At 71.0% G+C, this 12607-nt stretch carries 10 protein-coding genes; all 10 read left to right on the plus strand.

Annotation, left to right across the window (positions count from 1 at the left end; translation table 11 throughout):
- The first annotated feature begins 185 nt into the window (after window positions 1-185).
- The 10 genes from uvrC (at window position 186) to ACZ7H1_RS18115 (ending at window position 12500) form a co-directional block, all read left to right on the plus strand.
- Entirely contained in the window at window positions 186-2207 is a 2022-nt protein-coding gene (uvrC, locus tag ACZ7H1_RS18070) for an excinuclease ABC subunit UvrC (RefSeq protein WP_470787749.1), read from the plus strand.
- Entirely contained in the window at window positions 2204-3154 is a 951-nt protein-coding gene (gene rapZ / locus ACZ7H1_RS18075; protein ID WP_470787751.1) for an RNase adapter RapZ, read from the plus strand. Before uvrC ends, rapZ begins: the two co-directional genes overlap by 4 nt.
- Window positions 3151-4203 (plus strand): gluconeogenesis factor YvcK family protein, encoded by a 1053-nt coding sequence (locus ACZ7H1_RS18080; protein ID WP_470787752.1) that lies wholly within the window; start codon window positions 3151-3153, stop codon window positions 4201-4203. Before rapZ ends, ACZ7H1_RS18080 begins: the two co-directional genes overlap by 4 nt.
- A complete protein-coding gene (gene whiA / locus ACZ7H1_RS18085) occupies window positions 4194-5183 on the plus strand; it encodes a DNA-binding protein WhiA (protein ID WP_470787754.1) in 990 nt (329 codons plus the stop codon). Before ACZ7H1_RS18080 ends, whiA begins: the two co-directional genes overlap by 10 nt.
- A gap of 188 nt (window positions 5184-5371) precedes the next feature.
- Window positions 5372-8332, plus strand: coding sequence for a M14 family metallopeptidase (locus tag ACZ7H1_RS18090; protein ID WP_470787756.1), 2961 nt, complete (start codon window positions 5372-5374; stop codon window positions 8330-8332).
- 208 nt (window positions 8333-8540) lie between these two features.
- Entirely contained in the window at window positions 8541-9548 is a 1008-nt protein-coding gene (gene gap / locus ACZ7H1_RS18095) for a type I glyceraldehyde-3-phosphate dehydrogenase (RefSeq protein ID WP_470787758.1), read from the plus strand.
- 132 nt (window positions 9549-9680) lie between these two features.
- Window positions 9681-10892: a phosphoglycerate kinase gene (locus tag ACZ7H1_RS18100; protein ID WP_470787759.1), complete on the plus strand. Its 1212-nt coding sequence runs from the start codon at window positions 9681-9683 to the stop codon at window positions 10890-10892.
- 6 nt (window positions 10893-10898) lie between these two features.
- Window positions 10899-11675: a triose-phosphate isomerase gene (tpiA, locus tag ACZ7H1_RS18105; RefSeq protein WP_470787760.1), complete on the plus strand. Its 777-nt coding sequence runs from the start codon at window positions 10899-10901 to the stop codon at window positions 11673-11675.
- 144 nt (window positions 11676-11819) lie between these two features.
- Window positions 11820-12050, plus strand: a complete 231-nt coding sequence (secG, locus tag ACZ7H1_RS18110) for a preprotein translocase subunit SecG (protein WP_470787946.1) — start codon at window positions 11820-11822, stop codon at window positions 12048-12050.
- Window positions 12051-12164: 114 nt separating this feature from the next.
- Window positions 12165-12500 carry an RNA polymerase-binding protein RbpA gene (locus ACZ7H1_RS18115; protein ID WP_403972672.1) on the plus strand — a complete coding sequence of 112 codons (336 nt, stop codon included), beginning with the start codon at window positions 12165-12167 and terminating at the stop codon, window positions 12498-12500.
- Window positions 12501-12607 lie beyond the last annotated feature (107 nt).

The raw sequence follows: 12607 nt of genomic DNA on the forward strand, positions 1-12607 counted from the left end.
CCGGTATGTTTTGTCGCCCCCTCCCAACCACCCCCCCCCCCCCCCCCCCCCCCCCCCCCCCCCCCCCCCCCCCCCCGGGGGGCCCCGCCCCGGGCGGCGGTGCGCCCGCGCGCCCGCTGCGGCCGCCGTGCGCACCGAGTGGCGACACGGTCCGGTTGTCATCGCCCGCAAGTAGGGTGGATGCCATGGCCGACCCCTCCAGCTACCGCCCCAAGCCGGGACAGATCCCCGATTCCCCGGGGGTCTACAAGTTCCGTGACGAGCACCGCCGGGTGATCTACGTCGGGAAGGCCAAGAGCCTGCGCCAGCGCCTGGCCAGCTACTTCCAGGACGTGGCGAACCTCCACCCCCGCACCGCGACGATGGTGACCACCGCCGCCGCCGTCGAGTGGACCGTCGTCTCCACCGAGGTCGAGGCGCTGCAGCTGGAGTACTCCTGGATCAAGGAGTTCGACCCCCGGTTCAACGTCAAGTACCGGGACGACAAGAGCTACCCCTCCCTCGCGGTCACGCTCAACGAGCAGTACCCCCGCGTCCAGGTCATGCGCGGCCCCAAGAAGAAGGGCGTGCGCTACTTCGGCCCGTACGGCCACGCCTGGGCCATCCGCGAGACCGTCGACCTGATGCTCCGGGTCTTCCCCGTCCGCACCTGCTCCGCCGGGGTGTTCAAGCGCTCCGCCCAGATCGGCCGCCCCTGCCTCCTCGGCTACATCGGCAAGTGCTCCGCGCCCTGCGTCGGCCGCGTCACCCCCGAGGAGCACCGCGAACTGGCCGAGGACTTCTGCGACTTCATGGCCGGCCGCACCGGCACCTACCTCTCCCGGCTGGAGAAGGAGATGCACGCGGCCGCGGAGGAGATGGAGTACGAGAAGGCAGCCCGGCTCCGCGACGACATAGGGGCGCTGCGCCGCGCCATGGAGAAGAACGCCGTCGTGCTGGCCGACGCCACCGACGCGGACATCATCGCCGTCGCCGAGGACGAGCTGGAGGCGGCCGTCCAGATCTTCCACGTCCGCGGCGGCCGGGTGCGCGGCCAGCGCGGCTGGGTCACCGACAAGGTCGAGGCCGTCGACACCGCCGGGCTCGTCGAGCACGCCCTCCAGCAGCTGTACGGCGAGGAGAAGGGCGAGGGCGTCCCCAAGGAGGTCCTGGTCCCCGCACTGCCCGAGGACACGCCCGCCCTCGCGGAGTGGCTGGCCGGGCGCCGCGGGTCCGGCGTCAGCCTGCGCATCCCGCAGCGCGGGGACAAGAAGGACCTGATGGAGACGGTCCGGCGGAACGCCGCGCAGTCCCTGGCGCTGCACAAGACCAAGCGCGCCAGCGACCTCACCACCCGCTCGCGGGCCCTGGAGGAGATCGCCGAGGCCCTCGGCCTCGACGGCGCCCCGCTGCGCATCGAGTGCTTCGACATCTCCCACCTCCAGGGCGAGGACGTCGTCGCCTCCATGGTCGTCTTCGAGGACGGCCTCGCCCGCAAGAGCGAGTACCGCCGCTTCCAGGTGCGCTCCTTCGAAGGCCAGGACGACGTCCGCTCCATGCACGAGGTCGTCTCCCGCCGCTTCCGCCGCTACCTCCAGGAGAAGCTGAAGACGGGGGAGTGGGCGCCCGAGGACGCCGACGGCCCCTCCGACGATTCCCCGGCCGGGGACGACGGGCGGCCGCGGCGCTTCGCGTACCCGCCTCAGCTGGTCGTCGTCGACGGCGGACAGCCGCAGGTCGCCGCCGCGAAGCGCGCCCTGGACGAGCTCGGCGTCGACGACGTGGCCGTCTGCGGGCTCGCCAAGCGCCTGGAGGAGGTCTGGCTCCCAGGCGAGGACGACCCGGTGATCCTGCCGCGCACCAGCGAGGGCCTCTACCTGCTCCAGCGGGTGCGTGACGAGGCTCACCGCTTCGCCATCCAGTACCAGCGCAGCAAGCGCGGCAAGCGCATCAAGGCGAGCCCGCTGGACGCCGTGCCCGGCCTGGGCGAGACCCGCAAGCAGGCCTTGATCAAGCACTTCGGTTCGGTGAAGCGGCTCCGGCAGGCGACAATCGACCAGATCTGCGAGGTCCCCGGCATAGGCCGCAAGACGGCCGAGACCGTGGCCGCGGCACTCGCCCAGGCGGCTCCTGCCGTTCCTGCCGTCAACACGGCGACAGGAGAGATCATTGAGGATGAGACCCCCGCGCCCGCGGGGACCTCAGCCGAACGGGGGACCGAGCAATGACCGAGCACGACGGAACAACGCACGACCGGGACGGAGAACAGGTGAGTACGGGCACGAGCGTGGAGGCCGGCGGGGCCGCCGAGGCGGCCATCCCCGAGCTGGTGATCATCTCCGGCATGTCCGGAGCCGGCCGCAGTACGGCCGCGAAGTGCCTGGAGGACCTCGGCTGGTTCGTCGTCGACAACCTCCCCCCGGCGCTGATCCCGACCATGGTGGAGCTGGGCGCCCGCTCCCAGGGCAACGTCGCCCGCATCGCCGTCGTCGTCGACGTGCGCGGCCGGCAGTTCTTCGACGCCCTGCGCGAGTCCCTCTCCGAACTCGACGGCCGCGGCGTCACCCGCCGCATCGTCTTCCTGGAGTCCTCGGACGACGCGCTGGTCCGCCGCTTCGAGTCGGTCCGCCGCCCCCACCCGCTCCAGGGCGACGGGCGCATCGTCGACGGCATCGCCGCCGAGCGCGACCTGCTGCGCGAGCTGCGCGGCGACGCCGACCTGGTGATCGACACCTCCAGCCTGAACGTGCACGAGCTGCGCGCCAAGATGGACGCCCAGTTCGCGGGCGACGAGGAGCCCGAGCTGCGGGCCACCGTCATGTCCTTCGGGTACAAGTACGGCCTGCCCGTCGACGCCGACCTCGTCGTCGACTGCCGCTTCATCCCCAACCCGCACTGGGTCCCGGAGCTGCGCCCGTTCACCGGTCTGAACGAGGAAGTGTCGGGCTACGTCTTCAACCAGCCCGGCGCCAAGGAGTTCCTCGACCGCTACGCCGAGCTCCTCCAGCTGATCGCCGCCGGCTACCGCCGCGAGGGCAAGCGGTACGTGACCATCGCGGTGGGCTGCACGGGCGGCAAGCACCGCAGTGTCGCCATGTCCGAGAAGCTCGCCGCCCGCCTCGCCTCCGAGGGAGTCGAGACCGTCGTCGTACACCGGGACATGGGGCGCGAGTGACCGGCAGGAGCCTGCGGCTGCGCCGGCTGCGGATGCTGACCCCGGGGCGCGGCGAGACCGCCCCCCGGGCTGCCCGCAAGCGCGGCGCCCAGCCCAAGGTCGTCGCGCTCGGCGGGGGCATGGGCCTGTCGGCCTCCCTCGCCGCCCTGCGGCGGATCACCGGCGACCTGACCGCCGTGGTCACGGTCGCCGACGACGGCGGGTCCAGCGGCCGGCTCCGGGAGGAGCTCGGCGTGCTCCCGCCCGGTGACCTGCGCAAGGCGCTCGCCGCGCTGTGCGGCGACGACGACTGGGGCCAGACCTGGTCCCGGGTCATCCAGCACCGCTTCCAGTCCAAGGGCGAGATGCACGGCCACGCGGTCGGCAATCTGCTGATCGTCGCCCTGTGGGAGCAGCTGGGCGACCACGTCAGCGCGCTCGACCTGGTCGGCAGGCTGCTGGGCGCCCAGGGCCGGGTGCTGCCCATGTCGGCGGTCCCGCTGGAGCTCCAGGCCCTGGTCAGGGGGCACGACCCGGCCCGTCCGGACGACGTGGACACCGTATGCGGGCAGGCCACGGTCGCCCTCACCCCCGGGGAGGTCCAGTCCGTCCACGTCGTACCGCACGACCCGCCGGCGGTGCCGGAGGCGGTCGAGGCGGTGCTCGACGCGGACTGGGTGGTCCTCGGCCCGGGGTCGTGGTTCTCCTCCGTGATCCCGCACCTGCTGGTGCCGCAGCTGCTCGACGCGCTCATCGAGACCAAGGCCCGCCGGGTGCTCTCGCTGAACCTCGCCCCGCAGCCCGGCGAAACAGAGGGCTTCTCTCCGCAACGTCATTTGGAGGTTTTGGCCCGACACGCCCCTAAACTCGCCCTGGACGTGGTGCTGGCCGACGAGGCCGCCGTGCCCGACCGCGAGTCCCTCGCCGATGCCGCCAAACGCTTCGGTGCCGCGGTCGAGCTGGCGCCCGTGGCCAGGCAGGACGGCTCTCCGAAGCACGACCCGGAGCTGCTGGCCGCCGCGTACGACCGTATTTTTCGGATGCATGGAAGGATCGGCCCATGGCGATGACGGCAGCGGTGAAGGATGAGATCTCCCGGCTTCCCGTCACCCGGACCTGCTGCAGGAAGGCGGAGGTCTCGGCGATCCTTCGGTTCGCGGGCGGCCTGCACCTGGTGAGCGGCCGCATCGTGATCGAGGCGGAACTGGACACCGGCATCGCGGCGCGCCGGCTGCGCAAGGACATCCTGGAGATTTTCGGCCATTCCTCGGACCTCGTCGTGATGGCTCCGGGCGGCCTGCGCCGCGGCAGCAGATACGTCGTACGGGTCGTCGCGGGCGGCGACCAGCTGGCCCGCCAGACCGGCCTCGTGGACGGCCGCGGCCGTCCCATCCGGGGTCTTCCCCCGCAGGTGGTCTCCGGGGCCACCTGTGACGCCGAGGCGGCCTGGCGCGGTGCCTTCCTGGCGCACGGCTCGCTCACCGAGCCCGGCCGGTCCTCCTCGCTGGAGGTGACCTGCCCGGGTCCCGAGGCCGCCCTGGCGCTGGTGGGCGCCGCCCGCCGGCTCTCCATCGCGGCCAAGGCCCGCGAGGTGCGCGGCGTGGACCGCGTCGTGGTCCGCGACGGCGACGCGATCGGCGCCCTGCTCACCCGCCTCGGCGCCCACGAATCCGTCCTGGCCTGGGAGGAGCGCCGGATGCGGCGCGAGGTCCGCGCCACCGCCAACCGCCTGGCCAACTTCGACGACGCCAACCTCCGCCGCTCCGCGCGCGCCGCCGTCGCCGCCGGCGCCCGGGTGCAGCGCGCCCTGGAGATCCTCGGCGAGGAGGTGCCCGAGCACCTCGCCGCGGCCGGCCGGCTCCGCATGGAACACAAGCAGGCCTCCCTGGAGGAGCTGGGCGCCCTGGCCGACCCGCCACTGACCAAGGACGCGGTCGCGGGCCGGATCCGCCGCCTGCTGGCCATGGCCGACAAGCGCGCCCAGGACCTGGGCATCCCCGGCACCGAGTCGAACCTCACCGAGGAAATGGCCGACAACATGGCCGGCTGACGGCCCCGGCCCGCCCTCCCCGGACCCCCCGTCCGGACCCCGTCCCGCCGAAGGGGCCTGCGCACGTCCCGCGTAGGCCCCTTCGGGTGCGCTCGGACGTATTACGGCATGCCGTATTGACATGGTCATGTGGGGTCGTGAGCCTTACGTCCGACCGCTTTCGTGGCAGACAACGCCCAGGGGGGCCCATGAGGCACCGCGCGAGATCGATCCTCGCCGCCAGCGCACTCGTCCTCGGATCCATGGCCGCCGTACCGGTGGCCCAGGCACAGCCAGGCAGCAGCAGCAACGGCACCGCACCCGCTGCCGACGAGGTACGGGTCTACGACGCCGACATCACGCGGGAACAGGTCCCGCTCGTCCTCGCCGCCGGCCAGGACGCCCACGAGCTGAGCGAGCGCCCGCCGGCCAAGGGCACCGCCCGCGTCGAGCTGTTCCTCACCGGCGCCCAGGCCAGGGCGCTCGGCGCCCGGGGCGTCCGGCTCGCCGAGCGCCGGATCCCCCAGAAGAACGCCGCCCGCGCCCGCGCGGCCGGGGACGGGGTCTTCCGCCCGTACAGCGGTGCGGGGGGCCTGAAGGAGGAGCTCCTGCGGACCGCGCAGGCCAACCCCGGCCTGACCAAGGTCGTCTCCATCGGCAAGACCGTCCAGGGCAAGGACATCCTCGCCCTCAAGGTCACCAAGAACGCCCGCAAGACCAAGGACGGCGCCAAGCCCTCCGTGCTGTACATGTCCAACCAGCACGCCCGGGAGTGGATCACCCCCGAGATGACCCGGCGGCTGATGCACCACTACCTGGACAACTACGGCAAGGACCGGCGCGTCACCAACCTGGTCAACGGCACCGAGCTGTGGTTCCTGCTCTCCGCCAACCCGGACGGCTACGACTACACGCACGCCGCCGACGGCGAGCGGCTGTGGCGCAAGAACATGCGCGACAACAACGGCGACGGCAAGCACACCAGCGCCGACGGCGTCGACCTCAACCGGAACTTCGCCTACAAGTGGGGCTACGACAACGAGGGCTCCTCGCCCAGCCCGTTCAGCGAGACCTTCCGCGGAACCGGACCCAACTCCGAGCCCGAGACCACCGCCCTCGACCGCTTCCAGAAGCGCATCGGCTTCGAGTACGGCATCAACTACCACTCCGCCGCCGAGCTGATCCTCTACGGCGTGGGCTGGCAGGTCGCCACCCCGACCCCCGACGACGTGCTCTACAAGGCACTCGCCGGCACCCCGGAGAAGCCGGCCGTCCCCGGCTACTACCCCCAGGTCTCCTCCGAGCTGTACACCACCAACGGCGAGGCCGACGGCCACGCGGGCAACGTCAACGGCATCATGATGTTCACGCCGGAGATGACGACCTGCCAGACCGCCTCCGCCATCGACCCCGACGACGCGTGGAAGCCGCAGGACTGCCAGTCCGGCTTCAACTTCCCCGACGACGAGAAGCTGATCCAGGCGGAGTTCGCCAAGAACGTCCCCTTCGCGCTGTCGGTCGCCGAGACCGCCTCGCACCCCGACCGGGCGTCGTCCTCGGTGGGCATGACCGCCCCCGACTTCACCCCGGACCGGTTCACCGCCTCCTACGCCCGCGGCGGCGCCCAGCCGGTCGCCGTCACGGCCCGCAAGTCCCTGCGCGACAAGCAGCTCAACTACCGCATCAACGGCGGGCGTACGCACCGCGCCGACCTCAAGCCCTGGAAGGGCGGCGAGGTCTACGGCGGCGAGGACAACATCCGGTTCGACGAGTACCGGGCCTCGGTCCGCGGCGCCGGACAGGGCGACACCGTCGAGGTCTGGTTCACCGGCCGCACCCGGGCGGGCAAGCACGTCGCCGGCAACTACTTCACGTACACCGTGGAACAGCGGCCGCGTGCGGACGTCCTCGTGATCGCCGAGGAGGGCGCCGCCGCGCAGCACGCGCAGTCGTACGTCGACGCGCTGCGCGCCAACGGCCGCTCCGCGGTCGTCTGGGACGTCGCCGTGAAGGGCGCGCCGCACCCCCTGGGCGTCCTGTCGCACTTCCGCACCGCGGTCCACTACACGGGCGCCCAGGCCCCCGGCGGACCCACCCAGCTGGCCGTCCGGGCCTACCTGAACGAGGGCGGCAAGCTGATCGAGGCCGGTGAGCTCGCGGGCGGCAGCGCCCAGGTCGGCCGCGCCACGACCAACGACTTCAGCCAGTACTGGCTGGGCGCCTACGGCCGGACCGCCGCGCGCGGGGCCAACGGCTTCGCCGGAGCCGGTGCGCTCGCCGGCGCCGGCGGCGGGCTCGGTGACGCCGCCGGGAACCCGCTCAACGCCCCGGGCGCGTACACCGTCACCTCCGACACCCTCGCTCCGGCGCAGTTCCCGCAGTTCCGCAGCGCGCAGGGCGGCCGGTACGCCGGGGTCGTGAACCCGTACGCCCCCCACACCGGCTCGTGGATGGCCGCGGCCACGCACGAGGACGACGACTGGAAGCGCCTCGTCCGCACCGTCGACCTGACCGGGGTCTCCGCGGCCGACAAGCCGGAGCTGCGGTTCGCGCTCAACTGGAACACCGAGCCGGGCTACGACCACGCCGTCCTGGAGGCCCACACGGCGGGCGGCGACGACTGGACCACGCTGCCCGAGGCGTCGGGCCAGAGCAGCACCACGGTGCCCGAGGAGTGCGGGGCCGGGTTCTTCGTCAACGGCCACCCCTTCCTGCGCCACTACCTGAGCGTCGAGGCCGGCGGCTGCAAGGCGAGCGGCACCAGCGGCGCCTGGAACAGCTTCACCGGCTCCTCCGGCGGCTGGAAGCAGGTCGCCTTCGACCTGAGCGCCTACGCGGGCCGCAAGGTGGAGCTGGCGCTGTCGTACGTCTCCGACCCGGGCTCCGGCGGCCGCGGCGTCTTCGCGGACGAGGCCAAGCTCTTCACCGGGGGAGCGGAGAAGGAGAGCGAGGGCTTCGAGACCTCGCTCGGGGTGTGGACGGCGCAGGGCTCGCCTGCCGGAAGCCCCGACGTTCCGGGCGACTGGTCCCGCGCGGGCGAGCTGTTCAAGTCCCATGCGGCGGTCACAACGCGTGACACCGTTCTCCTCGGTTTCGGCCTGGAGCACGTGTCCGCGGCCGCTGATCGATCGGTACTCATCGGTAAGGCGCTCCGCTCGCTCCGCCGCTGACTCTGAGTGACGGGGACGAAGTCCCCGGCGGCCCGTACCGGTACCCCGGTACGGGCCGCCCAGTGGGCCTGCACAGGCAGCCGCGGGAGTTTCCGGAGGCTGTCGATGTCACCACAGGGCTCACGGAGAGGTAGGGTCGTAGGCGGTCGGGGACATCCCATACAGCTCGCCGGGTGACAGACCGGCACACCAACGAGGAGATCGGTTCGTGACGATCCGCGTAGGCATCAATGGTTTTGGCCGTATCGGCCGCAACTACTTCCGGGCGCTCCTTGAGCAGGGGGCGGACATCGAGATCGTCGGTGTCAACGACCTGACTGACAACGCCACCCTGGTTCACCTGCTCAAGTACGACACGATTCTGGGCCGCCTCAAGGCCGAGGTCAGCCACACCGAGAACACCATCACCGTCGGTGGCAACACCTTCAAGACCTTCGCCGAGCGCGACCCCGCGAACCTCCCCTGGGGCGAGCTGGGTGCCGACATCGTCATCGAGTCGACCGGCATCTTCACGAAGAAGGCCGACGCCGCCAAGCACATCGCCGCCGGCGCGAAGAAGGTCCTCATCTCGGCTCCGGCCAAGGACGAGGACATCACGATCGTGATGGGCGTCAACCAGGACAAGTACGACGCGGCCAACCACCACGTCATCTCCAACGCCTCCTGCACCACCAACTGCGTGGCGCCGATGGCCAAGGTCCTCGACGAGAACTTCGGCATCGTCAAGGGCATGATGACGACGGTCCACGCGTACACGAACGACCAGCGCATCCTGGACTTCCCGCACTCGGACCTGCGCCGCGCCCGCGCCGCCGCCGAGAACATCATCCCGACCTCCACCGGTGCCGCCAAGGCCACCGCGCTGGTCCTCCCGCAGCTCAAGGGCAAGCTGGACGGCATCGCCATGCGCGTCCCGGTCCCCACCGGCTCGGTCACCGACCTCGTCCTGGAGCTCTCCCGCGAGACCACCAAGGAAGAGATCAACGCCGCCTTCCAGAAGGCCGCCGAGGGCCAGCTCAAGGGCATCCTCGACTACACCGAGGACGCGATCGTCTCCTCGGACATCGTCAACTGGCCGGCCTCCTGCACCTTCGACTCGTCCCTGACCATGGTTCAGGACGGCACCCAGGTCAAGGTCGTCGGCTGGTACGACAACGAGTGGGGCTACTCCAACCGCCTCGTCGACCTCACCGTCTTCGTGGGCGGTCAGCTCTAAGTCCATAGGGCAAGGCACCACGATGTGAGCACAGGGTCCGGGCAGCGCAACGACGCGCAGCACGGGCCCTGTTGTTTGCCCCGTTCCCCTTCCTCGCCCTTCAGCAAAGGGCTCAAAGGAGTCAGAAACAGTATGAAGACGATCGACGAACTCCTCTCCGAGGGCGTCACGGGCAAGCGGGTCTTCGTCCGCGCGGACCTGAACGTGCCGCTGGCCGAGGGCACCATCACCGACGACGGCCGCATCCGCGCCGTGCTGCCGACCGTCAAGGCGCTCGCCGAGGCCGGCGCCCGCGTGATCGTAGCCTCGCACCTGGGCCGCCCCAAGGGCGCCCCGGACCCGGTGTTCTCGCTCGCCCCGGCCGCCGAGCGCCTCGGCGAACTGCTCGGCCAGGACGTCGCGTTCGCCACCGACACCGTCGGTGCCTCCGCCAGGGAGACCGTCGCGGCCCTCGATGACGGCCGGGTCGCCGTCATCGAGAACCTGCGCTTCAACGCCGGCGAGACCTCGAAGGACGACGCCGAGCGCGGCGCGTTCGCGGACGAGCTCGCCGGGCTCGCCGACGTCTACGTCGGCGACGGCTTCGGCGCCGTCCACCGCAAGCACGCCTCGGTCTTCGACCTGCCCGCCCGCCTCCCGCACGCGGCCGGCTACCTGATCGCCACCGAGGTCGGCGTCCTGAAGAAGCTCACCGACGAGGTCAAGCGGCCCTACGTGGTCGTGCTCGGCGGCGCCAAGGTCTCCGACAAGCTCGCCGTCATCGACGAGCTGCTCGGCAAGGCCGACCGCATCCTCATCGGCGGCGGCATGGCGTACACCTTCCTGTACGCCAAGGGCTACGAGGTCGGCATCTCCCTGCTCCAGAAGGACCAGGTGGACAAGGTCACGGAGTACATGCAGCGCGCCGAGAAGAACGGCGTCGAGCTGGTCCTGCCGGTCGACGTGCTGGTCTCCGCGGAGTTCCCCGACCTCAAGGGCAAGACCCCGGCGAACTTCGAGACCGTCGACGCGGACAAGATCCCCGCCGACAAGGAGGGCCTGGACATCGGCCCCAAGACGCGCGAGCTGTACGCGTCGAAGATCACGGACGCCGAGACCGTCTTCTGGAACGGCCCGGTGGGCGTCTTCGAGCACCCCGACTACGCCGGCGGCACCACCGCCATCGCGCAGGCCCTCGTCGACAGCAGCGCCTACACCGTCGTCGGCGGTGGCGACAGTGCCGCCGCGGTCCGGATCCTGGGCTTCGACGAGAATGCCTTCGGCCACATTTCCACCGGTGGCGGCGCCAGCCTCGAGTACCTCGAAGGCAAGACGCTCCCCGGCCTCGACGCCCTGGAGGGCTGACCCCGCATGAGCACCCGCACCCCGCTGATGGCGGGCAACTGGAAGATGAACCTCAACCACCTCGAGGCCATCGCGCACGTCCAGAAGCTCGCCTTCGCCCTCGCCGACAAGGACTTCGACGCGGTCGAGGTCGCGGTCCTGCCGCCCTTCACCGACCTGCGCTCGGTGCAGACGCTGGTCGACGGCGACAAGCTGAAGATCAAGTACGGCGCCCAGGACCTGTCGGCCAACGACTCCGGCGCGTACACCGGTGAGATCTCCGGCCCGATGCTGTCGAAGCTGAAGTGCACGTACGTGGCCGTCGGCCACAGCGAGCGCCGCCAGTACCACGGCGAGAACGACGAGGTCTGCAACGCCAAGGTCAAGGCCGCCTACCGCCACGGCATCACGCCGATCCTGTGCGTCGGCGAGGGCCTGGACGTCCGCAAGGCCGGCCGGCAGGTCCCGTACACGCTGAGCCAGGTCGACGGCGGCCTCAAGGACGTCCCGGCCGAGCAGGTCGAGTCCATCGTGATCGCGTACGAGCCGGTGTGGGCCATCGGCACCGGCGAGGTCGCCACCCCCGAGGACGCGCAGGAGGTCTGCGGGGCGATCCGCGGCCGTCTGGCGGAGCTGTACTCGCAGGAGCTGGCCGACAAGGTGCGCATCCAGTACGGCGGCTCGGTCAAGTCCGGCAACATCGCCGCGATCATGGCCCAGCCCGACGTGGACGGCGCTCTGATCGGCGGCGCGGCGCTGGACGCCGAGGAGTTCGTGAAGATCGTCCGCTTCCGCGACCAGTGACGGTCGCTGTGAGTATGCGGTAGGACGGATCCGTCGTACTCTTGCGGGGGCCGGTGGCCGGGACAGCCGTCCGGCCCCCGCTTCGATTCCAGGAAAGTCCCGGAAATCCCGGAAAGCCCAGGAAAGTAGGATCCAGCCGTGATTATGGGGTTCTCGATCGCCCTGATCGTATTCAGCCTGCTGCTGATGCTGCTGGTGCTGATGCACAAGGGCAAGGGCGGCGGCCTCTCCGACATGTTCGGCGGCGGTATGCAGTCGTCCGTCGGAGGCTCCTCCGTCGCGGAGCGCAACCTCGACCGCATCACCGTCGTGATCGGTCTGCTGTGGTTCGCGTGCATTGTCGCGCTCGGCCTGCTGATGAAGCTCGACAGCTGACCGGTTGCAAGTAACTCGCGCCATTGGACGCGCGTTGGGCCTTACGTAGACTGGGGCGCCCGCGGCGGAAATCCACTCACGCTTCGCGGCACCATCACGCAGGGAGTTACGACCGTGGCAAGTGGCAACGCGATCCGTGGAAGCCGGGTCGGAGCGGGGCCGATGGGTGAGGCGGAGCGCGGCGAGTCCGCGCCCCGCCTGCGCATCTCCTTCTGGTGCTCGAACGGGCACGAGACGCAGCCGAGCTTCGCCAGCGATGCTCAGGTGCCGGACAGCTGGGACTGCCCGCGGTGCGGGTTCCCGGCAGGCCAGGACCGGGACAACCCCCCGGCTCCGCCGCGCACCGAGCCGTACAAGACCCACCTCGCCTACGTCCGCGAGCGGCGCACCGACGCCGACGGCGAGGCGATCCTCGCCGAGGCGCTGGCCAAGCTCCGGGGCGAGATCTAGTCGAGTGGCACCGGGGGAGGGGGGGGGGGGGGGGGGGGGGGGGGGGGGGGGGGGGGGGGGGGGGGGGGGGTGTGTTGTGGTTTGTTCTTTTGTCTTTTTCGATGTGG

Source organism: Streptomyces sp. NPDC037401, from assembly GCF_055602345.1.

What these genes read in the sequence shown, in the direction of transcription:
- ACZ7H1_RS18100 (WP_470787759.1), top strand. Translation starts at nt 9,681, where the DNA reads ATGAAGACGATCGACGAACTCCTCTCCGAGGGCGTCACGGGCAAGCGG.
- uvrC (WP_470787749.1), top strand. Translation starts at nt 186, where the DNA reads ATGGCCGACCCCTCCAGCTACCGCCCCAAGCCGGGACAGATCCCCGAT.
- rapZ (WP_470787751.1), top strand. Translation starts at nt 2,204, where the DNA reads ATGACCGAGCACGACGGAACAACGCACGACCGGGACGGAGAACAGGTG.
- secG (WP_470787946.1), top strand. Translation starts at nt 11,820, where the DNA reads ATGGGGTTCTCGATCGCCCTGATCGTATTCAGCCTGCTGCTGATGCTG.
- ACZ7H1_RS18090 (WP_470787756.1), top strand. Translation starts at nt 5,372, where the DNA reads ATGAGGCACCGCGCGAGATCGATCCTCGCCGCCAGCGCACTCGTCCTC.
- whiA (WP_470787754.1), top strand. Translation starts at nt 4,194, where the DNA reads ATGGCGATGACGGCAGCGGTGAAGGATGAGATCTCCCGGCTTCCCGTC.
- tpiA (WP_470787760.1), top strand. Translation starts at nt 10,899, where the DNA reads ATGAGCACCCGCACCCCGCTGATGGCGGGCAACTGGAAGATGAACCTC.